Annotated in this window: 20 protein-coding genes; 10 read left to right on the top strand and 10 right to left on the bottom strand. The window is 62.7% G+C overall.

The annotated features are described in order from the left end of the window. The 3 genes from lspA to K6M89_RS24500 are packed head-to-tail and all read right to left on the bottom strand — an operon-like array spanning window position 1 to window position 2,455. On the bottom strand, window positions 1-504 hold the full coding sequence (lspA, locus tag K6M89_RS24510; RefSeq protein ID WP_222141304.1) for a signal peptidase II: 504 nt from the start codon (window positions 502-504) through the stop codon (window positions 1-3). Further along, the gene (locus tag K6M89_RS24505; protein WP_222141303.1) at window positions 501-1,361 is read right to left on the bottom strand and encodes a TrmH family RNA methyltransferase; all 861 of its coding nucleotides are present in this window, start codon (window positions 1,359-1,361) and stop codon (window positions 501-503) included. Before K6M89_RS24505 ends, lspA begins: the two co-directional genes overlap by 4 nt. After that, the gene (locus K6M89_RS24500) at window positions 1,358-2,455 is read right to left on the bottom strand and encodes a class I SAM-dependent methyltransferase (RefSeq protein WP_222141302.1); all 1,098 of its coding nucleotides are present in this window, start codon (window positions 2,453-2,455) and stop codon (window positions 1,358-1,360) included. Before K6M89_RS24500 ends, K6M89_RS24505 begins: the two co-directional genes overlap by 4 nt. Before the next feature lie 225 nt (window positions 2,456-2,680). Between K6M89_RS24500 and K6M89_RS24495 the strand changes: the two genes are divergently transcribed. Together K6M89_RS24495 and K6M89_RS24490 are read left to right on the top strand one after the other, a co-directional pair. Continuing rightward, window positions 2,681-3,136, top strand: coding sequence for an SRPBCC family protein (locus K6M89_RS24495; protein WP_222141301.1), 456 nt, complete (start codon window positions 2,681-2,683; stop codon window positions 3,134-3,136). A 59-nt stretch (window positions 3,137-3,195) separates the two neighbouring features. Next, the gene (locus K6M89_RS24490; protein ID WP_222141300.1) at window positions 3,196-3,630 is read left to right on the top strand and encodes a GNAT family N-acetyltransferase; all 435 of its coding nucleotides are present in this window, start codon (window positions 3,196-3,198) and stop codon (window positions 3,628-3,630) included. Between the two features lie 16 nt (window positions 3,631-3,646). Here K6M89_RS24490 and K6M89_RS24485 read toward each other — a convergent pair whose 3' ends face one another. The 3 genes from K6M89_RS24485 to sppA all read right to left on the bottom strand — a co-directional run bounded on the left by K6M89_RS24485 (window position 3,647) and on the right by sppA (window position 5,420). Beyond that, window positions 3,647-3,979, bottom strand: coding sequence for a LapA family protein (locus K6M89_RS24485; protein WP_097666393.1), 333 nt, complete (start codon window positions 3,977-3,979; stop codon window positions 3,647-3,649). A 161-nt stretch (window positions 3,980-4,140) separates the two neighbouring features. Continuing rightward, entirely contained in the window at window positions 4,141-4,440 is a 300-nt protein-coding gene (locus tag K6M89_RS24480) for an integration host factor subunit beta (RefSeq protein ID WP_003544934.1), read from the bottom strand. A 29-nt stretch (window positions 4,441-4,469) separates the two neighbouring features. Continuing rightward, entirely contained in the window at window positions 4,470-5,420 is a 951-nt protein-coding gene (sppA, locus tag K6M89_RS24475; protein WP_222141352.1) for a signal peptide peptidase SppA, read from the bottom strand. A 224-nt stretch (window positions 5,421-5,644) separates the two neighbouring features. On the opposite strand from sppA, the gene lptC reads away from it, so the two are divergent. The 6 genes from lptC to ptsN all read left to right on the top strand — a co-directional run bounded on the left by lptC (window position 5,645) and on the right by ptsN (window position 11,187). Then, window positions 5,645-6,310 (top strand): LPS export ABC transporter periplasmic protein LptC, encoded by a 666-nt coding sequence (gene lptC, locus K6M89_RS24470; protein ID WP_222141299.1) that lies wholly within the window; start codon window positions 5,645-5,647, stop codon window positions 6,308-6,310. Between the two features lie 15 nt (window positions 6,311-6,325). After that, window positions 6,326-6,958 carry an LptA/OstA family protein gene (locus tag K6M89_RS24465; protein ID WP_097579531.1) on the top strand — a complete coding sequence of 211 codons (633 nt, stop codon included), beginning with the start codon at window positions 6,326-6,328 and terminating at the stop codon, window positions 6,956-6,958. A 40-nt stretch (window positions 6,959-6,998) separates the two neighbouring features. Then, window positions 6,999-7,775, top strand: a complete 777-nt coding sequence (gene lptB, locus K6M89_RS24460) for an LPS export ABC transporter ATP-binding protein (protein ID WP_003570776.1) — start codon at window positions 6,999-7,001, stop codon at window positions 7,773-7,775. 194 nt (window positions 7,776-7,969) lie between these two features. Continuing rightward, complete coding sequence (gene rpoN, locus K6M89_RS24455; RefSeq protein WP_222141298.1) at window positions 7,970-9,529, top strand: RNA polymerase factor sigma-54; 1,560 nt, start codon at window positions 7,970-7,972, stop codon at window positions 9,527-9,529. Window positions 9,530-10,072: 543 nt separating this feature from the next. Beyond that, window positions 10,073-10,648, top strand: a complete 576-nt coding sequence (gene hpf, locus K6M89_RS24450; protein ID WP_003570772.1) for a ribosome hibernation-promoting factor, HPF/YfiA family — start codon at window positions 10,073-10,075, stop codon at window positions 10,646-10,648. Between the two features lie 74 nt (window positions 10,649-10,722). Next, window positions 10,723-11,187: a PTS IIA-like nitrogen regulatory protein PtsN gene (gene ptsN, locus K6M89_RS24445; protein WP_222141297.1), complete on the top strand. Its 465-nt coding sequence runs from the start codon at window positions 10,723-10,725 to the stop codon at window positions 11,185-11,187. Between the two features lie 73 nt (window positions 11,188-11,260). On the opposite strand, the gene K6M89_RS24440 is transcribed toward ptsN, so the two are convergent. Beyond that, window positions 11,261-13,600 (bottom strand): methyl-accepting chemotaxis protein, encoded by a 2,340-nt coding sequence (locus K6M89_RS24440; RefSeq protein ID WP_222141296.1) that lies wholly within the window; start codon window positions 13,598-13,600, stop codon window positions 11,261-11,263. Between the two features lie 414 nt (window positions 13,601-14,014). Then, the gene (locus tag K6M89_RS24435; protein ID WP_222141295.1) at window positions 14,015-14,908 is read right to left on the bottom strand and encodes a helix-turn-helix transcriptional regulator; all 894 of its coding nucleotides are present in this window, start codon (window positions 14,906-14,908) and stop codon (window positions 14,015-14,017) included. Between the two features lie 128 nt (window positions 14,909-15,036). Between K6M89_RS24435 and K6M89_RS24430 the strand changes: the two genes are divergently transcribed. Continuing rightward, on the top strand, window positions 15,037-15,960 hold the full coding sequence (locus K6M89_RS24430) for an SMP-30/gluconolactonase/LRE family protein (RefSeq protein ID WP_222141294.1): 924 nt from the start codon (window positions 15,037-15,039) through the stop codon (window positions 15,958-15,960). A gap of 164 nt (window positions 15,961-16,124) precedes the next feature. Here K6M89_RS24430 and K6M89_RS24425 read toward each other — a convergent pair whose 3' ends face one another. Both K6M89_RS24425 and K6M89_RS24420 read right to left on the bottom strand, forming a co-directional pair. Further along, window positions 16,125-17,024, bottom strand: coding sequence for a ribokinase (locus K6M89_RS24425; protein ID WP_222141293.1), 900 nt, complete (start codon window positions 17,022-17,024; stop codon window positions 16,125-16,127). 85 nt (window positions 17,025-17,109) lie between these two features. Next, a complete protein-coding gene (locus tag K6M89_RS24420) occupies window positions 17,110-18,333 on the bottom strand; it encodes a DNA recombination protein RmuC (RefSeq protein ID WP_222141292.1) in 1,224 nt (407 codons plus the stop codon). A 203-nt stretch (window positions 18,334-18,536) separates the two neighbouring features. On the opposite strand from K6M89_RS24420, the gene K6M89_RS24415 reads away from it, so the two are divergent. After that, window positions 18,537-20,033: a globin-coupled sensor protein gene (locus tag K6M89_RS24415; RefSeq protein WP_222141291.1), complete on the top strand. Its 1,497-nt coding sequence runs from the start codon at window positions 18,537-18,539 to the stop codon at window positions 20,031-20,033. Window positions 20,034-20,054 lie beyond the last annotated feature (21 nt).

Below are 20,054 nucleotides of genomic sequence, written 5' to 3'. Positions count from 1 at the left end.
TTAGCGGCCGGCCTTTTTCGGCAGCAACAGCTCGTCGAGAATGACGCAGGCCGCGCCGATGGTGATGAAACTGTCGGCGAGATTGAAGACCGCGAAGGACCAGCGTTCGGTGTAAAAGAGGATGTAGTCGATCACATGCCCGTAGGCGAAGCGGTCGACCAGATTGCCGATCGCGCCGGCGATGATCAGCGCGTAACCGAGATGGGCGAGCCAGCGATCCTTGGCGGTGCGATACCACAGCCAGATGACGAAGGCGACAATGATGAGCCGCATGCCGACGATGAACCAACCGTCCATGCCCGACAGCATCGAAAAGGCGACGCCGAGATTATAGGTGCGGTAGAGCGCCAGCATCGGAAGAACCGGCACGGCTTCTTGCAGCGGCAGGTAATGGTCGACGGCGATCTTGACGATCTGGTCGATGAGAACGGCGGCGACGATGAAGAAGAGGATCGGCGCTGGGCGCGCAAAGAGCGCGGGACGTGCATGCGTCTGTTCGGTCATTTGCCCTCGGCAAGTGAGAGGAGATGGCGGCGCGCCTCGAAAAGCATGACGGCGGTGGCGACCGCGAGGTTCAAGGAATCGGCGCGGCCCTGCTGCGGAATGCGGGCAAGCGCGTCGGCCTCTTTGGCGAGTTGCTCGGGCAGGCCGGACTGCTCGTTGCCCATCAAGAGCACGATCGGCTTCTTCCGGTAGTCGATCGTGCGGTAATCGACCGCGCCGGCAAGATGGGTGGCGACAATGGAAACGCCGGCCGATTTCCGCCAGGCGAGGAATTCCTCCGGCGTTGCGCGTGCGACCGGCACGGCAAAGACCGAGCCCATGGTGGCGCGCACGGTCTCGAGCGAAAAGGGATCGGTTGCCTCTCCGACCAGAATGACGCCGGAAGCCCCGGCCGCATCCGCTGTGCGGATGATGGTGCCGAGATTGCCGGGGTCGCGCACGCGGTCGAGCGCCACCCAGGTCTCGCCCTCCCTGGGCCGGATGTCTTTGAGCGGTTTCCAGCGCTGGTCGAAGATGCCGACGACCATCTGCGGGTTGTCGCGGCGGGTGATCGAGCCGATCACCTTTTCGCTGACTTCGAGCACCAGCCCGCCGGAGGCGACGGTCTTGGCCGCCATCTGCTCGACCAGCGGCTTGCCCTTGGCGGCCTTGGCGTAGACCAGCGTGCGGATCGTCCAGCCGAGTTCGATCGCATCGATGACGAGCTTCAGCCCTTCGGCGAGGAAAGTCCCGCTTTCCTCCCGCGACTTCTTGTTCGTCAGCGCCTTGATGTTCTTGATGATGGGGTTGGCGAGCGAGGTGACTTCCTTCACCTGGCCGACCCTGCGCGGTCCCTGATCGTGGAAGTCCTTGCTCATTTCGGCACCCAGCGGGAAAAGAGGGAGGTGGAAAGGGCGCGGCCCGGCGTTTTGCCGTCGAGACCCGCCTCGCGGATCACCAGCTCGCCGGATTCGACGGCGCCGCCCGCACCCCGCATCGTCTCGCGCATCAGCTCGTGGATCGAATAGAAGCTGGCGCGGATCGAATAGGCCGTCAGCACCAGACCGGCCGCCTGCGGCGACAGGATCTCGCGGCAGACATCGAGCATCAACGGCAGGTGCTCGAAGAGATGCCAGACTTCGCCATTGGGGCCGCGGCCGAATTTCGGCGGATCGGTGAGGATAATGTCGTACTGGCTGCCGCGGCGCTCCTCGCGCAGGATGAATTTCATCGCATCCTCGCAGATCCAGCGGATCGGCAGCTTCTCCATGCGCCCAAGCGCCTGGTTTTCGCGCGCCCAGCCGATCGCCTTCTTCGACGCGTCGACATGCGTGACCTCGGCGCCGGCTGCGGCGGCGACAAGCGAGGCGACACCGGTATAGCCGAAGAGGTTCAAGACTTTCAGCGGCCGGCCGGCCCTTTCGACCTGATCCTTCGTCCAGCTCCAGTGGACGATCTGCTCGGGGAAGACGCCGACATGGCGGAACGAGGTGAAGCGGCCGAGGAAATCGACGCCGAGCAGATTGAGCGGCCAGGTCTCGCCGAGTGCGGCCTTCGGGAAGCGCCAGCGGCCGGTGCCTTCTTCATCGGTATCGCCGGTGAAGACGGCGTCGACCTTCTCCCAGATTTGCGGCGCCAGCGAAGGCCGCCATAGCGCCTGGGCCTCCGGGCGGATGATGCGATAGGGGCCGTATTGCTCCAGCTTTTGGCCGTCGCCGCTGTCGATCAGGTGGAAATCGCCGGCGCCGAGCGATTCGAGAATGACAGGCACGCGTTCCGCCGGCCGCTCGCCGCTGCGCGTCGTCAGCGGACGCGCGGCTGCGACTGGCACCGCGCTCTCTCGCGCCGCCTGGCGGGCCGCCACAGACTGCGCAACCGGCTTCGCCGGCCGGCCGGCCCGATCATCCCTGCGGCTTTCACCGGAGGGACCTGACGTTTTCTTCTGGCCCGGCCGGCGTTCTTTCTGTTTCAACGTGCTCTTCCGCGTCTCTATCGGGGTATGTTGACGGGGCTGCGTCCTCTGCCGCACCCTTTGAATTATGCAGTAGCCTAGAAAACCGTGCCGGATCAACTGCGCGTCGGCACTTCTCGGATGCCATGCACGCAGCCAACTATCACGGCATAGCTATTCCTCTCTGCCTTGGCAAAAGGCTTTCCCGCTGGGATAAGGTGAGCGAATCGGAGATGGGGCTATCGAATGGATTTCACCGGCGAAGAACGCATCGCGGCGCCGCGGGACATGGTCTGGGCGGCGCTCAACGATCCGGAGATCATGCGCGGTTGCATTCCCGGCTGCCAGAGCATCGAGCGGCTGTCGCCCGACACCTTCGAGGCGACGATCAGGGTCAAGTTCAGCCTGCTGTCGGCCACCTTCCATGGGCTGCTGACGCTCGCCAATGTCGATGCGCCGAGAAGCTATACGCTGTCGGCCGAAGGCAAGGGCGGCCTTGCCGGCTTTGCCAGGGGAGCCGCCGATGTCGTGCTCGAAGAGCGGGGCGGCGAGACGATCCTGCATTACCGGGCGAGGGCCGAACTCGGCGGCAAGCTCGCCCAGCTCGGCGCCCGCCTGCTCGATTCGACCTCGCAGAGGCTGGCCGAAGGCTTTTTCTCCGATTTCAATGCTGCCGTCGTCGCAAAAATGGCCGCCGATTGAGCACCGAAGGCGTTGGCGGTGGGCTTGGCGAGGGCAGGAGCTTGGTTTAAGCCCTCATCATGACATGGACCATCAGGCCGCCGCGGGCGGAAGACCACGACATGCTTGCGGAAATCTACCTTTCCGTACGCCGCCAGACATTCGTCTGGGTCGATCCCGGCAAATTCCATCACGAGGATTTCGCCGCTCATACCAATGGCGAGACGATCCTCGTCTGCGAGCATGCCGATGGCAGACTGGCCGGCTTCCTGTCGCTCTGGCCGGAAGACGATTTCATTCACATGCTTTACATCAGACCGGAATTCCAAGGCCTCGGCGCCGGCACGGCGCTGCTGCAGGCGCTGCCGGAATGGCCGCAGCATAAATACCGGCTGAAATGCCTGGTGAACAATCGGCGGGCGAAAGCCTTCTACCTTTCCCACGGCTTCGTGGTGACCGGCAACGGCGCGTCGCCGGAGGGCGACTATGAGGAGCTGAGCTTCTGTCCGGTTTGACGTGCCGGCAACGCTCTTACCGCGACGGCAGCTGGCCGGCGATATCCTCGGCGCGCGTCCTGTGGCGGTCGGCCTCACCCTGCCAGCGAATGGCTTCCTTAGCCTCGGTGCGTGCCCGCTTGCGGTGTTTGCCCTGGCTGAACCAGGTGGCGGCCGAGCCGATCAGCATGCCTGAAATCAGCGCGATGAACAGGAAGACGAAGAAGGGCGCGGAGACCGCAAGCACCTGATCGTCAGGCCGGAACGGATTGAAGGCGAGCGTGACGCTCTGCCGGTTGGCAACGCAGAAGACGATGAGAATGACGCCGAGCGGCAGCAGAATCAAGAGGTTGACGATCTTCTTGGCCATTGGGGTCTCCATGCGTCGGACGGCGCCGCTCTCTTCGAATGGCGCGTTGTATCTACGCATCGGCCCGAAAATCGATTCCGATTTTCGGGCCGATGCGCTAGCAGAATAGGAAAACCGAGTTCAAGTTCAAGTGCGGTTTCGCCGCAGGCCGGTTGCGCCGCTCAATCCTCTTCGTCGGCCTGGCCGGGATTGAGCCGCTCGCGCAGTTCCTTGCCGGTCTTGAAGAAGGGAACCCACTTCTCCTCGACGAAGACGGTATCGCCGGTGCGCGGATTGCGGCCGGAGCGGGAAGGGCGGTTCTTGACCGAAAACGCGCCGAAGCCGCGCAATTCGACGCGGTTGCCCGCAGCCAGTGCATCGGTGATCTCGTCGAGAACCGCGTTGACGATATTTTCGACGTCGCGATGATAGAGATGCGGGTTGCGTGCCGCAACAATCTGCACCAATTCGGACTTGATCACAGTCGCCCCCTTAAATTATTGATTTCTTATCAATCGCGGCCAACCTGCCAAACTGAAAGCAGCCCGTCAAGAAGCAACTTTGGGGGCAGGATTCCATTGATATCCTGGCCTTTGACGAGATCATCATAACCGAGGATCGTAATCAGTCGCGAAACAGCCCCAGCGAGCAGAAACGGCGTGTTGCTCTTCTTGTCCCAGTCCACCACCGGCAGATCGGCGTCCACCCCGCGCGATTTAAGATAGGCACGGATTTCGGGCTCACCGCCGATCGTATCGACGAGTTTCGCCTTGAGCGCCTGTCGGCCGGTATAGATCGTGCCGTCGGCAAGCTTCAGCACCTCCTCGCGCGGAAGCTTGCGCCGGTCGGCCACAAGGTCGACGAACCAGTTGTAGCTGTCGAGCACCATGTTGCGGATCATCGCCTTGGCTTCCTCGCTCGCCTCGTGGAAGGGCGAGGGCTCGGCCTTCAGCGGCGAGGACTTGATCTCCTGCAGCGACACGCCGATCTTGTCGAGCAGCGGCTGGATCTGCGGATACTGAAAGATGACGCCGATCGAGCCGGTGATCGAGCTGTCGCCGGCAATGATCGTATCGCCGGCAGTGGCAATCATGTAGCCGGCCGAGGCGGCAAGGGTGCGCACGTCCGAGACGACGGGCTTCTTGGCCGAGATGGCCCGGATCGCCTTGAAGATTTTTTCGCCGCCATAGGTCGTGCCGCCGGGCGAAGAGATCGAAATCACCGCTGCCTTCACCTGATCGCTGGTCTCGACCTTCTTCAGCCGCTCCAGAAGCTCGTCGTCGTCGACGATCAGCCCGGATATCGTCACATGGGCGATATGCGGGCGCTCAGTTCCGGCACCGCCGAAGGCGAAGCCATAGAAGGCCAAACCAAGCGCCACGACGAGGGCCACCGCGACGATGCGCCAGAAGCCGAGCTTGCGGCGCAGCCGCCGGCGATCGGCGATGATCGAACTGTCCATGAGATACCTCCAGCGCTGGCCCGGCGTCGGCACGGCGCCGATCGATCCGGTGAAATAGGTGGCAGCGGCGCGTACGAATGCCACTTTTTGATGTTTTTCCGTTTTGTTGCTTGTTGCAGAAAAAATTCCATATTGGCAAGCCAATGTAATAATGCGAAACGAACTGTGATTGGCGGCCGGCTTTGTTATAAGGCGCGGCAATCACCGCAGATGGAACGAGACCTATGCTCGATACCCTGAAGAACAACGGAAATGCCGCTTATGCGGGCTCCGGCAGGAGCGCCTATGGCGATGCGTTGTTCCATTCCGCCCGCGTGCGGCGGCTGAAGATCCTGCTGCCGGTGGCCGCCCTCATCGTCGCCGCTGGCCTCGCGGCGGTGGCGCTGGTCAGCATCTACCTGCCCGAAAACGTCAAGTTCGAAGGTGCCAAGATCGAGAATGGCAAGGTCGTGATGGAAAAGCCGGCGATCGCGGGCCGCAATTCCGACGGCATCAACTATTCAATGCTCGCTGAACGAGCGCTGCAGGATATCCGCAATCCCGATCTCATCACGCTCGAGACCATCAAGGCGGCCGTGCCGATGAATGACGGCCTGATCGCCCGCGTCGTCGCCTCGACCGCCGATTACAACCGCGCCACCGACAATCTGCATATGACGGCTCCCTTCACGCTGGTGCTCAGCAGCGGCCTCAACGCAAAATTCCAGTCCGCCCGGCTCGACATCAAGGGCGGCAACATGAAGAGCGACGACCCCGTCACCATCACCAAGGACAATGCTTCCATTGTTGCGAAGACGCTTGAGATAACCGATAAGGGGCGGGTGATCACATTCGAGGGGAATGTTCGCATGAATGTCGATCCATCCACCATCCATAAACAGGGCACCTAACCAGCCGGGTCATCCATGACAAAAGATTGTCGCATTTCAGCTTGCAAGACGGGCGTAGCATTCATTGCCGGCGCGTTTGCCCTTATCCTGATGGCCTCGGGCGCCAGCGCGCAGCAGGCGACGGCTATGTCGGGGATGAAGCTTTCCAACGACCAGCCGATCCAGATCGAAAGCGACAAGCTCGAGATCCATGACCAGGAGCACACCGCGCTTTTCACCGGCAACGTCAAGGTCGTCCAGGGAACGACGACGATGCAGTCCGGCAAGATGACCGTCTATTATAAGGACAAGGCGGCAAAGCCGGGAGCCGATGGGGCTCAACCCGCCCAGCCGGAAAAGTCTGCCTCGCTCGCATCGGGGAGTGCCGACATCGACAAGATCCTGGTGACCGACAAGGTCCTGCTGACCTCGGGCACCCAGACGGCGACCGCCGATGACGGCAATTTCGACATGGCCTCGCAGACATTCATCCTGACGGCGGATCAGGGCAATAAGGTTATTCTGTCGGACGGGCCGAACGTCTTTACCGGCTGCAAACTGACCGTTCACATGCAAACCGGCCAGGCGGAGCTTGAAAGCTGTGGCGGGCGTGTCCAGATTCAGCTCGATCCGAAATCGCAGCCGAATGCGCAGCAGAAGCAGAACTGAGAAGCCGGCCTCCCACGTGAAATTATCATCGCTATCCACCATGTTCGGCCAGCCCGAGCCACAAGCTGCGGGTGCCGCCGACAAGAGTCGCTATCAGGGAACGCTGATCGCCCGTGGTCTGACGAAGACCTATGCGACGCGTCGCGTCGTCAACGGCGTTTCGCTGGTGGTGCGCCGTGGCGAGGCCGTCGGCCTGCTCGGTCCGAACGGTGCGGGCAAGACGACCTGTTTTTACATGATCACCGGCCTTGTACCGGTGGATGAAGGCACGATCGAAATCGACGGCAACGACGTCACGACCATGCCGATGTACCGCCGCTCCCGCCTCGGCGTCGGTTACCTGCCGCAGGAAGCCTCGATCTTTCGCGGGCTGACGGTGGAAGAAAATATCCGCGCCGTCCTCGAAGTGCATGTCAAGGACAAGGCCGAGCGCGAGCAGAAGCTGAACGAGCTGCTGGAGGAATTTCATATCCAGAAGCTCAGAAAGAGTGCGGCCGTCGCTCTTTCCGGCGGCGAGCGCCGCCGTCTCGAAATCGCCCGTGCGCTGGCGACCGACCCGACCTTCATGCTGCTCGACGAGCCCTTTGCCGGTGTCGACCCGATCTCGGTCGCCGACATCCAGAACCTCGTCCACCATCTGACGGCGCGCGGCATCGGTGTTCTCATCACCGACCATAATGTGCGCGAGACGCTCGGTCTCATCGACCGCGCCTACATCATTCATGCCGGCGAAGTGCTGACCCATGGCCGGGCGAACGATATCGTCAACAATCCGGAAGTGCGACGGCTCTATCTCGGCGACAATTTCAGCCTCTGACGCCGGATCAGGCTGTTTTTCGACCAAATCGGAAGCCGTCATGCTCCCGCCGGCGCGGAAATTCACCTTGCCGCTTAGTTCCGCTTGACCAAATGAGATAAAAAAGCAATTTTTGGGCCAACTTGGTTTCCGTGGCCTGAGGCGTTAACTGGACGCGGTTTCCCGGAGGAATTGAGGGGAGTTTCGCGTCCGTCATGGCACTGTCCGCCAATCTTTTCCTGCGCCAGAGCCAGTCCCTGGTGATGACACCGCAACTGATGCAATCCATCCAGTTGCTGCAGATGACGCATTTCGAGCTCAATCAGTTCATCGCCCTGGAAGTGGAAAAGAACCCGCTGCTCGAATTCCCGTCAAACGACGGCGAGACGGGCGACGAACGTGGTGCCGGTGAGGACGAGCAGTTTGGCCAGCCGCCGGAGGATGCCGGCTCGGACGACGGCGCCGACAATCACGCCGAGGCGCTCTCCAGCGACTGGTACGACAATGGCGGCCGCGAAAGCACCGGCCGGCTGAACGACGAGCTCGACGCCAATTATACCAATGTCTTTCCCGACGACGGCGCCCCGCAGCGCCTCGATGCGCCGGAGCTTGTCGGCCAGTGGAAGTCGATGCCGGGCAGCGCCGAGGGCGCCGATTACGATCTCGACGATTTCGTCGCCGGCCAGCTGTCGCTGCGCGACCATCTCGCCCAGCAGATCCCCTTCATCCTGCCCGATATGACCGACCGGCTGATCGCGCAGAATTTTGTCGATCAGCTCGACGATGCCGGTTATCTGCAGACCGATCTCGTCGAGACCGGCGAGCGGCTCGGCACGAGCCTGCCGCAGGTCGAACACGTCCTTGCCGCCCTTCAGACGCTCGATCCGCCGGGTGTTTTCGCCCGCAGCCTCGCCGAATGCCTGGCGATCCAGCTCAGGCAGAAGGACCGCTACGACCCTGCCATGGAGGCGCTGGTCGACAATCTCGAACTGCTGGCGCGGCGCGATTTCGCCACGCTGAAGCGGCTCTGTGGCGTCGACGAGGAAGACCTTCTCGACATGCTCGGTGAGATCCGCCAGCTCAATCCGAAACCCGGCAGCGGTTTCGAGGCAGGTGTTTCTGAAGCGATCATGCCCGATGTCGTCGTCAGGCCGTCGGCAGACGGCGGCTGGCTGGTCGAGCTCAATCCGGATACGCTGCCGCGCGTGCTGGTCAACCAGTCCTATTTTTCGCGCGTGACCAGGAACGGCGAGGATCACGCCTTCCTGTCCGAGTGCCTGCAGAGTGCCAACTGGCTGACGCGCAGCTTGGACCAGCGGGCGAAAACCATCATGAAGGTGGCAAGTGAGATCGTCCGCCAACAGGATGCCTTCCTGCTCAACGGCGTCGACCACCTGCGGCCGCTGAACCTGAAGACGGTGGCCGAGGCGATCAAGATGCACGAATCCACCGTCAGCCGCGTCACCTCGAACAAATATATGCTGACCCCGCGCGGCCTCTTCGAGCTCAAATATTTCTTCACCGTGTCGATCAGCGCCGTCGAAGGCGGCGACAGCCATTCGGCCGAGGCCGTGCGTCACAAGATCCGCGCCCTCATCATGCAGGAGAGCCCCGACGCGGTGCTCTCCGATGACGATATCGTCGATATGCTGAAGAAGGGCGGCGTCGATCTCGCCCGCCGCACGGTGGCGAAATACCGGGAAGCGATGAACATCGCCTCGTCGGTCCAGCGCCGCCGCGAGAAGCGGGCGCTCGCCAAGGTCGCGGGCTTCTGACGGGGTCTCATCCAGGCGCCGGGTTCGACCGCATCGCCAGCCATATCAGGTGTCACCACACGCTGTCCGGCTAAATTTGGTGGACTTGCTGCACGGTGTTGATTCTACTGCGTATCCGACTTTCTCAGCGCTTTAGACAATTCAATTGTCGTTCTAAGAGATCGCCGCCGTCGACGCCAACCGGACAGCAGTGGTGTCACCGCAATAATGATTACCCGTAAAGGCGGCACAGCTTAAGCGCGAAGCGTTGAAAGCCATCGAAGCGGTGATCGTCGGGAGCGCTTGTCGGCAAGGAATCCTCCGCACGTTTCCCGCGCATCGCCGCAGGCCATTTTCCGCCCTATTGACTTTTTGGTAAGCTCTGGCTAGAAGCCCGCCGCAATCGACGCCGTGAGCGCCTTTTGAAGTTATCCCCATCATCCCAAGGGCACCGAGGACCCGCAGGCCCACGCCGATCTTGCTTGAGATTGCGCGAAGTGCTTGGATGAACCTGAGGCTTGGCGTAAACTGATACCCGCAAACGACCATAAGAAGGGAAACTCCATGAGTGTGCGTGTATCCGGGAAACATATGGAAATTGGTGAATCCTTCCGTCAAAAGATCGAGGACCAAATTGGTATGGCCATCACGAAATACTTCGACGGGGGGTATTCCGGCCAGGTGACCGTCGAAAAGGCGAGTTCTCGTTTCTCGGCAGATTGCAAGCTTCATCTCGACAGCGGAGTGGTGCTGCATGCCGCCGGCGAAGCAACCGATCCCCAGCTTGCCTTCGACGCCGCTTCCGAGCGCATCGAGAAGCGTCTGCGCCGCTACAAACGCAAGCTGAAGGACCATCATGCCGGAAACCACCTGAATGGTTTTGCAGAAGTCTCCTACACGGTCATGGACTCCGTTCCTGATCACGAGGATGAAATTCCCGACGATTTCGCTCCGGCGATCGTCGCTGAAAGCACGAAGCAGCTGAAGACCATGTCGGTCGCCACCGCCGTGATGGCGCTCGACATGACCGACGAGCCGCTTCTCCTGTTCCGCAGCCCCGGCAAGGAACATCTGAACATTGTTTACCGTCGCCACGACGGGAATATTGGCTGGATCGACTCGGCCAATATCAAAGGCTGAGATCAGGGCGGTGAGCGGCGGTATCGCCGCCGCTCCCCCGCATCATCTGATCCCGGCGACAGAAGGAAAAAGAAATGGCATTGGCAGATTTGCTCCATCAGGATGCGATCATTCCCGCCCTCAGAGTAAATTCCAAGAAACAGTTGCTTCAGGAATTGGCGGCACGAGCCGCAAGGATCACCGGGCTCTCCGAACGGGAGATTTTCGACGTCATCCTGCAGCGCGAACGCCTGGGCTCGACCGGCGTCGGCAACGGTATCGCCATTCCCCACGGCAAGCTGGTGAACATTCATTCGATCGTCGGCATCTTCGCCCGGCTGGAGCAGCCGGTCGATTTCGAAGCGCTGGACGACCAGCCGGTCGATCTCGTCTTCTTGCTGCTGGCGCCGGAAGGCGCGGGCGCCGATCATCTCAAGGCGCTGTCGCGCATCGCCCGCGTCCTGCGTGATCACGATCTGGTGGCAAAGCTGCGCGCCACCGAATCCGCCTCGGCGATCTACGCCTTCCTCAACGAAGAGCAGACCTCGAACGCGGCCTGAACCGCTTCTATTCCTGATAAAAAAGGCGCCTGATTTCGCAGGCGCCTTTTTCATCATAGGACGAACGGAACGATCAGAACTCTTCCCAGCTGTCCTGCGCCACGGCGGCGGAACCGCGCGACGGCGCGGCCGGTCGGCGGGCTGCCGGGGCGGCGGCCCGAGGCGATGCGGCTGGGGCGGCCGGCGCCCGCATCTGCTGGGCGACGGCGGTGAGCTGAGCGGCGTTGCCCGAACCGGAGACCCGGAAGCGTGTGGCGAGCGCCTTCAGCGTCTGCGCCTCGTCGTTGAGCGCCACGCTGGCGGCGGTCGCTTCCTCGACCATCGCCGCGTTCTGCTGCGTCACCTGGTCCATCTGGTTCATGGCCTGGTTGATTTCCTTCAGCCCGACGGCCTGTTCGCTCGCCGAGGCCGAGATCTGCCGGATGAGGTCGTTGATGCCCATCACCTGTTCGGCGATCTTGTGCAGCGTGCCGCCGGCACGCCCGACGAGATCGACGCCCTCCTTGACCTGGACGGCCGAGGTGTTGATCAGCGTCTTGATCTCCTTGGCGGCGTTGGCCGAGCGCTGGGCGAGCTCACGCACTTCCTGGGCGACGACGGCAAAACCCTTGCCGGCTTCGCCGGCGCGCGCCGCCTCGACGCCGGCATTCAGCGCCAGCAGATTGGTCTGGAAGGCGATTTCGTCGATGACGCCGATGATCCGCGAGACCTCCGTCGAAGACTGTTCGATCCCCTGCATCGAGGCGATCGCCTTCTGCACCACCTCGCCGGACCTTTCGGCATCCTGGCAGGCGAGGCTGACGTTGTCGGCTGCCGTGCGCGCATTCTCGGCGCTGGAATCGACCTGAGCGGTGAGCTCGTTGAGCGCGGCCGCCGTCTCTTCCAGGCTGGCCGCCTGCTGTTCGGTGCGCTTGGCGAGGTCGGAGGCGCTATTGCTGATCTCGCCGGTGCCCGAGCCGATATTGGCGACGCTGAGGGTCATGGTGTTGATGGTCTCTTCGAGGCTTGCAAGCGCCGCGTTGAAATCCTGCTTCAACTTGCCGTATTCGCCGGGGAAGTCGTCGGTGATGCGGTGGCCGAGATTGCCGCGCGACAGCTCGGAAAGGCCGGCGCCGACGATCGAGACGATGCGGCGCTGCTGCGACACCGATTCCTGGCGTTCCGATTCCGACCGGCCGCGCTCGGCCTCCGCCCCCTGCCGCTCTCTGGCAGCCTCGTCTTCGAGGCGCCTGGCGTCGGCGAGCGCAAAACGGAAGCCTTCGAGCGCCTTGGCGACCGAACCGACCTCGTCGCTCCGATCCTGGGCTGCGACCGGCTCCTCATAGTGGCCGTCGCTCAACGCCTTGACGCTGGCGACCAGCCCGCCGAGCGGCCGCTGCACCAGCGAACGGACGGCGAAATAGAGCGCCAGCATGACCGCGCCGAGCACGATCAGCCCGTTGATGATCATCATATAGGTCTGGTCTTTGACCGGCGCATTGATCGCGGTGTGCGGTACGTCGACGAGCACGACCCAGGTGGCGTTGACGCCGGGAACGGCGAAGGGATAGACGACGCGATCGAAGGGATCGAGGCCGTCATAGGTCAGGTTCCTGACGAGGCCGGGCTCTTTGTTCGATAGCGCCGCCTTGACGACGTCGGCGCCTTCGCCATCATATTGCTTGGTCATCAGGTCAGGGATTGGCGCGACAATCCAGTTGCCGGCCTGCGACAGTAGCGTCACGCGGCCGGAGCCGAAAGGATGCAGCGCCTGCAGCTTGTCGGTGAGCGACTTCAGCGAAATGTCGACGCCGGCGAGACCGATCATCTTGCCGCCGGCCGTGACGGGATAGGCAATCGAGGTCAGGAGCGTCGGGACATCGGTTCCCTCAGCGAGGTATGGCGTGGTGATCGCGCCCTTGCCGCTGTCGGCGGCGAGCTTCCACCATTCGGCGGTATAATCATTGTCGAAGGTCGAGTACTGGACGCCGCCATCCTTGGTCTTCGACCAGTAGGGCGTGAAGGCGCCGTTCTTGTTCGTGCCTTCGTCATTATTGTTGGTGATCTCGGTGGTCTTGCCGTCGAGCGCCCCGAGCTGCTCGCAGAACCAGCTGCCGAAGGCGAAGGCGTTCTGCTCGAGATTGGCTTTCAGCACATTGATCATGCCCTTGCGGTCGAGCGATTTGCCCTCATGGCCGCGGCCGATCACGCCCGACATGGTGCGTGCGGCACTGGCGAGTTCGCCGACATTGGCGGCGATTTCGTTGGCGATCGATTTTGCCTCGAGATTGGCCTGATCCATCGTCAGCGTCTGGACGCGATCCCGTGTCTGGCCGATGAGGAAAAAGTTCGAGACGATGAGAACAAGCGCGATGGCGATGCCGGTGATGACGAGAAGTTTCGCCGCAAGCGATTTCATGCGAAAAATAGACATGGGGGTCCTCGGGCAAGGATACGCCGAACGGGCATTCTCCGGCGCAGGAGCGAAGGCGTCGCCCCCTCATGGAGCAGCCGCCTGCAGCGGCGCGCGTCCTTCAAGACGCCACGGGACGCTGCAGCACTTTGAACTGGCGGCCGGCTGCAAGAACGAAGGGCGCCGGCGACCACGAGGAAGATCGCCGGAAATACCTTAAATTTGAATGAAACTCGAATAGTCGAGGCAAGGAAAACCGCAGAAATTCCCTCAAAACTAATGGGTTTTCTCGGCGGCTTCGCAAAGAGACTGAAACTATATCCTGTCCGCGACGTCCTTGCATGACGGGATCGATGGCTGCGCTCCCGCCTTGAAGCATGCGAGCGAACCGGCGACCGCGGTCTCCGCCCGCGATCTACACATCGGGCTCGTCGGCTACCCGTTGAGCATTAGATCGGAATGACGGAGCATGCTGGGGTTGGAGCCGAATGCCGCCCTGAAGCGCTTTGCGAAATGCGCTCTCGATGCATAGCCCACCGCGATGGCGGCGGCTTGCGCGCTCTCGCGCTGCGCCATCAAATGCCGCGCCGCCAGCATCCTTTCGCGACGCAACAGTTTGGCGAAAGAGATACCTTCTTCCGCTAGTCGCCGGCGCATGGTGGATTCCGACAGGCCAATCATCCTCGCAACCTCGGGCGCCCGCCAGTCACGGGAGAGGTCGCTGGCGATCAGCGCAAGCACGCGCCCCGCGATCGACAGGTCGAACATGGGACGCGCTGCCGGATCGCCATGGAGGAGCGCGAGAAGTTCGGTCAGCCGCGAGCGCCGCACGGAGGATTGCGCGGGGCCATCGGCGATCGCCGAGGCGGCATGAATCACGGCATCGACCAGATGTGGCGTCAGCTCGACCTGAAGGGGCTCGACGGCAGCCCTGCGGCGGTCGGCAAGCGTCGCCGGAACGTTGGCCTCGAGCAGCACCGAAGCGTCCGGCACCTCGAGGATCAGCGACTGATAGAAGCCGCGGCTCTCGTCCGGCAGGTTGAGGATGTCCATCTTGGTCTTTGCCGGCAGGACAAACAGCGAGCCGGCGCAAAGCGAAGAGCCGTTCATACCGCGCCAGACTTCCTTGGCGCCGGAGACGACAATGCCCAGGATCGGATGCGGAAGTTCGATGGCGATCAGGCGTTCCTTGGCCAGGGCACAATAGGAAAACAGGTTCTCGCCATGCGCGAGGCTGCCCCCGGTGCCCGCCGCTCGAAACCGTGCCAATCCCTCCAGCAGCGCGGAAGAGAGCGCTTGTTGTGATGCCTTCCCGATGTCCATGCGCATGACCTTATCCGATGGGGAGGGCTGCGAAAATGATGGATTGACCGAAACGGGTTCATCTCCGGTCGAAGCGGGCGCGATGAGGCGCGGTTTTCCCGCAATTCTCGCCACTCCGCAACAGGAGTGAGCTTATGAGACGGATGATTTCCAGGAAGGTGCTGCAGGCCACGGCGGCGGCGATCTTTGTAGCGGCCAGCACCCTGACCAATGCCTACGCCGAGGAGACGGTGAAGGTCGTGACTGTTATCGATGGGTTTCAGTCACCCGAGAGCGTCCTGACCGTCGGCGATCGCCGCTTCGTCTCGAATATCGGGAAGGCGCTCGATCCCATGTCGAAGGACGGCGACGGCTTCATCTCCGAGGTTTCCGCCGACGGCAAGATCGTGACGCTGCGAGCTTTCCCGCCCGCCGGCGAGACGCTCGATGCTCCAAAGGGCATGGCTGCGGTTGGCGGCCGGCTCTATGTCGCCGATATCGACCGCGTGGTCGGTTTCGACCTGACGAGCGGGGCGCGTGTCTTCGAGCAACGCCTTCCGGGAGAAGAGCCAGCACTCGCGAACGATCTCGTCGCGACCGCGGACGGGCAATTGCTGCTGACCGATAGCCTGCGCAACGCCGTTTATCGGCTCGACCCGAAGGCCGGCAGCATCGCCGAGCTCGCCAGCGGCATTCCCGGCGCCAACGGGATCATCGTCGAGCCGCAAAGCGGGCGCGTTCTCGTGGCGGGGATCGGCAAGAATTTCGGCGGCGGCGATATTTTCGCCATCGACGAGAGCGGCAAAGCAAGCCGCCTCGAACACTCGCCGCATGGCCTGTTCGACGGACTGGCAACGCTGCCGGATGGCCGCCTGGCGGTCTCTGATTGGAAGGCGGTCGATCGCCCGGTTCCTGGAGCGCTGATCCTCTTCTCGGTCAATGGCGCTCCGACCGGCGAAATCCGGTTGGAGCGGGACATTCATGGCCCTGCCGATTTCACCGTCGACGGCGCGGCCGGCACGCTCTGGATACCGGCGACGCGCGACAATCAGGTCGTGATTGTCCGCCCGGGTGGCTAGCTCCGGCACGCGCTGATCTTCTGCTGCCTGAACACGCGCTATGCCGGCACGGTCGTCAGCCTCGGTCGTGGCGGCCGCCGGTCGGCGGGCACATCGGCAAGGAAACCACAGAAACTCCCTCAAAACTAATGGGTTTTCTCGGCGGCTTAGCAAAGAGACTGAAACTATATTCTGTCCGCGACGTCCTTGCTTGATGGGATCGATGGCTGCGCCCCCGATTTCAGGCATGCGAGCGAACCGGCGACGGCCGCGCGGCGCAACGCCGTGGGAAAATCGAGGCCGTCGTCGAGGCTTGCGGCGAAATAACCGCAAAAGGTGTCTCCCGCCCCCACGGTATCGACCGGTTCGATTTTCAGGCCTTGCGCCCTGGAAATGACCCCATCGCGGATGGCAATGACGCCATCGCCGCCGAGTGTGACGATCAGCGTCTGGCCGGTCTCCTGATGCAGGCGGTGAAGGGCTGCCTCGCGTGCCTCGGCGTCCATGCCGTCCTGCCCGGCGAGCCGCTCGAACTCGGTTTCGTTGGCGATGACGATATCGGCCAGCCGCCCGAGACGCGGCGCATCGGGGATCAGCGGCGCGAGATTGAGGATGCTGGTGATCCCCTTGGCGCGGGCAGCCGACAGTGCCCGTTCGACGGCATCGACCGGCACTTCGAGCTGCAGCATCAGGATATCGCCTTCGTTCATCCTGCCGACCGCCGTCTCGGCGTCGCCAGCCGTCACCAGGCCGTTGGCGCCGGGGACCACGGCGATCATGTTCTCGCCATCGCCGCCGACGAGGATCAGCGCCGTGCCTGTGGGACCGTCGACATGCTTGACGAGGGAGAGGTCGGTTCCGGCGTCATCGAGCAGGGCGAGCGCGTCGGCGGCAAAACCATCCTTGCCGACGGCGCCGGCCATATGCACATAGCGGCCGGCGCGGCGGGCTGCCAGCGCCTGATTGGCGCCCTTGCCGCCGGCGGCCGTGGCAAATCCGTTGCCGGCGACCGTCTCGCCGGGCTTCGGCAGGCGCGCGGTCGTGGCGATGAGATCCATGTTGATGGACCCGAAAACTGTGATCATGAGGATGTCCCGTCCTTTGGAACACGCGGGCGACGTCATGTTCCAACTCTTGTATGAAATGCGGGGCAGACACTGCCCGAAGCGGTCACTCCTCGTCAACCACCCGAAGCTTGAGAAGACCGGTGCGGCTTTCCACCGATTTGGCCGGGGCCTCATCGTCGCGAGCCGGCCTGGCATCGCCGCCCGCCTCGAATTCCAGCGCTTCGATCCTGGCGCCGCGCTTGGTGAGCTTGTCGGCTGACGTGACGACCATGTCGATATCCTTCTGCGCCATGGCGAAATGGCCCTGCAGCTTGCGCACCCGCTCGTCGAGGCGGCCGAGATCGTCCATCAGCAGCGCCACCTCGCCTTGGATCAGATGCGCCTGCGCCCGCATGCGCTGGTCCTTCAGCACCGCCTGGATAACCTGGATCGACAGCATCAGCAGCGACGGCGAGACGATGACGATGCGCGCCCGGTGCGCCTTCTGCACCACCGGTTCGAAATTTTCGTGGAGCTCGGCAAAGATCGATTCGGACGGCACGAAGAGAAAGGCCGTATCCTGGGTTTCTCCCTGGATCAGGTATTTCTCGGCAATATCCCTTATATGGATCTCCATGTCGCGGCGGAACTGCTGGCCGGCGAGCTTGGCGGCCTCGGGGCTGCCGGCGTCGCGAATGGCGTTCCAGGCCTCGAGCGGGAATTTCGCGTCGATGACGAGCGGCGGCGCGCCGTTCGGCATGCGGATCGTGCAGTCGGGCCGCGAGCCGTTGGACAGCGTCTGCTGGAAGGTATAGGCGCCCATCGGCAGGCCGTCGGCAACGATCGTCTCCATCCTCGACTGGCCGAAGGCGCCGCGCGTCTGCTTGTTGGAAAGTATCGCCTGCAGCCCGACGACGTCCTTGGCGAGCGTCTGGATATTGTTCTGCGCCGCATCGATGACCGCCAGCCGCTCCTGCAGCCGTTGCAGGTTCTCATGCGTCGATTTGGTCTGCTCGGTGATCGTCGAGCTCATGCGCTGCGACATGCCGTCGAGACGTTGGCTGATCGTCTGGTTGAGTTCGCTTTGCCGCGCGCCGAACACCTCGGTCATCGCCGCGATCCGACCCTGCATCTCCGCCTGGATCTTCAAAAGCTCGGCCATGCGCATCGCACTTTCCCGGGCGCGCAGATCCGCCTCCTCCGCCTGTTCGCGGCGAAGGCCGGCGGCGCGCAGAAAAAGGACGATCACCAGCAGGATGAGGACTGCAAGAACGCCGCCGGCCAGCGCCAGCATGGCCGGGCTGATCGAGGCGACGGAAGCTGCGAGCGATTCGGAAGTGGCGGTCATGGCGCAACCATAACAGAAGATATGGCAAGTTATAGATCAAAACGTGAACGAAATCGGCGATCCTCAATATCTTCCAAGGCCGCCGCGCCTTGCCGGCCAACGCGGAAAATCGCGGCCGGATTTAACGATTGCTCAACCATATTCGCCAAAAGCTGTGGCGCAGAATTCCCTCCCGCGCCGTCGCGCCAAATACAGAGATACCCATGACATCCCAGCAGACCGACAGCGCGCTCAAACAGCGCCTCGATTTCATCGAATTGGACGAGGCGGCGCGCAAGTCGATGCGGGAACTGCGCCCTGTGATTGCCGAGCTGATCGGCGGCGCCCTCGATAAATTCTACGCCAAGATCGCCAGGACTCCCGCTGTCTCGAGCTTCTTCACGGACAAGAGCCATGTCGGCCATGCCAAGAAGCGGCAGCAGGATCACTGGGCCAATCTTGCAAGCGGTACGTTCGATGAGCGCTATGTCGAAGGCGTGGCTTCCGTCGGCCGCACGCATGCCCGCATCGGGCTGGAGCCGCGCTGGTATATCGGCGGCTATGCCATCGTCATGTCCGAGCTCGTCAAGGGCATCATGGAGAAGCAGTGGCCATCGGTCTTCGCGCGCCAGCAGGGCAAGCAGCTGGCCGAGAAGCTGTCCGCCGTCGTCAAATCGGGCATGCTCGACATGGATTATTCCATTTCGGTCTATCTCGAGACGCTGGAAGCCAAGCGCCGTGCGTTGGAAGAGGAGCGCGCCAAGGCGCAATCCGACCAGGCCATCGCGCTGGAGCAGCTGCGCCGTGGCCTGGAAGCACTGTCGAACGGCGATCTCGAAGCCACTCTGCCCTCCGACCTGCCGGGTGATTTCAGGCAGATGGCCGAGGATTACAACCGCGCCGTCAGCGCCCTTCGTCAATCCTTCGCATCCGTGCGCGACACGTCGGGCCAGATCATGAGCGGCGCCGACGTCATTTCCAATGCAACCAACGACTTGGCGTTGCGCACCGCCCAGCAGGCGGCAGGCGTCGAGGAGAGCTCGGCGGCCCTGCAGCAGCTTTCCGTCAGCGTCGGTCAGACCGCCGCCAACGCCGAAAAGGCGTCCGGCGCCGTGCGTGAGACTCAGCAGAAGGCGAAGAATTCAGGGGAACTCGTCACCAGCGCCGTTTCGGCGATGGCCGGCATCGAAAAATCCTCGACCGAAATTTCCAAGATCATCGGCGTCATCGACGAGATCGCCTTCCAGACCAATCTTCTGGCGCTGAATGCCGGCGTCGAAGCGGCGCGCGCCGGTGATGCCGGCAAGGGTTTTGCCGTCGTCGCCCAGGAGGTCCGCCAGCTCGCCCAGCGCACGGCTGAAGCCGCCAAGGAGATCAAGAACCTGATCTCGCAGAGCTCGACCCAGGTCAATCAAGGTGTGGGCATCGTCTCCAGCACCGGCGAGGCGCTGAACGACATGATCAGCCGCATCGATATCATCAACCGCTTCGTCGCCGATATTGCCGCTGCCGCCCGCGATCAGGCAACCGGCGTCAACGAGGTCAGCGTGGCGATCCGCAGCATGGGCGAAATCACCCAGCAGAATTCCGGCATGGTCGAGCGCACCTCGGCGGAAACGCGCCGCCTCACCGATGAGGTGGGCAAGCTGATCGAGCTGCTGCAGCATTTCCGCGCCCGGCCGGAAGCCCGCGCCGTCGCCCCTGCCCGACGTGCAGCTTGACGCGAATATGGCAAAATTCCG

This window comes from Rhizobium croatiense, assembly GCF_019793465.1.
Lineage (GTDB): Bacteria > Pseudomonadota > Alphaproteobacteria > Rhizobiales > Rhizobiaceae > Rhizobium > Rhizobium croatiense.
This window is presented reverse-complemented; position numbering and strand designations above follow the sequence as displayed.

Bases quoted from the DNA above. Each gene is read 5' to 3' on its own strand.
- lspA (WP_222141304.1), bottom strand. From the start codon at position 504: ATGACCGAACAGACGCATGCACGTCCCGCGCTCTTTGCGCGCCCAGCG.
- K6M89_RS24505 (WP_222141303.1), bottom strand. From the start codon at position 1,361: ATGAGCAAGGACTTCCACGATCAGGGACCGCGCAGGGTCGGCCAGGTG.
- K6M89_RS24495 (WP_222141301.1), top strand. From the start codon at position 2,681: ATGGATTTCACCGGCGAAGAACGCATCGCGGCGCCGCGGGACATGGTC.
- K6M89_RS24490 (WP_222141300.1), top strand. From the start codon at position 3,196: ATGACATGGACCATCAGGCCGCCGCGGGCGGAAGACCACGACATGCTT.
- K6M89_RS24485 (WP_097666393.1), bottom strand. From the start codon at position 3,979: ATGGCCAAGAAGATCGTCAACCTCTTGATTCTGCTGCCGCTCGGCGTC.
- sppA (WP_222141352.1), bottom strand. From the start codon at position 5,420: ATGGACAGTTCGATCATCGCCGATCGCCGGCGGCTGCGCCGCAAGCTC.
- lptC (WP_222141299.1), top strand. From the start codon at position 5,645: ATGCTCGATACCCTGAAGAACAACGGAAATGCCGCTTATGCGGGCTCC.
- K6M89_RS24465 (WP_097579531.1), top strand. From the start codon at position 6,326: ATGACAAAAGATTGTCGCATTTCAGCTTGCAAGACGGGCGTAGCATTC.
- lptB (WP_003570776.1), top strand. From the start codon at position 6,999: ATGTTCGGCCAGCCCGAGCCACAAGCTGCGGGTGCCGCCGACAAGAGT.
- rpoN (WP_222141298.1), top strand. From the start codon at position 7,970: ATGGCACTGTCCGCCAATCTTTTCCTGCGCCAGAGCCAGTCCCTGGTG.
- hpf (WP_003570772.1), top strand. From the start codon at position 10,073: ATGAGTGTGCGTGTATCCGGGAAACATATGGAAATTGGTGAATCCTTC.
- ptsN (WP_222141297.1), top strand. From the start codon at position 10,723: ATGGCATTGGCAGATTTGCTCCATCAGGATGCGATCATTCCCGCCCTC.
- K6M89_RS24440 (WP_222141296.1), bottom strand. From the start codon at position 13,600: ATGTCTATTTTTCGCATGAAATCGCTTGCGGCGAAACTTCTCGTCATC.
- K6M89_RS24435 (WP_222141295.1), bottom strand. From the start codon at position 14,908: ATGCGCATGGACATCGGGAAGGCATCACAACAAGCGCTCTCTTCCGCG.
- K6M89_RS24430 (WP_222141294.1), top strand. From the start codon at position 15,037: ATGAGACGGATGATTTCCAGGAAGGTGCTGCAGGCCACGGCGGCGGCG.
- K6M89_RS24425 (WP_222141293.1), bottom strand. From the start codon at position 17,024: ATGATCACAGTTTTCGGGTCCATCAACATGGATCTCATCGCCACGACC.
- K6M89_RS24420 (WP_222141292.1), bottom strand. From the start codon at position 18,333: ATGACCGCCACTTCCGAATCGCTCGCAGCTTCCGTCGCCTCGATCAGC.
- K6M89_RS24415 (WP_222141291.1), top strand. From the start codon at position 18,537: ATGACATCCCAGCAGACCGACAGCGCGCTCAAACAGCGCCTCGATTTC.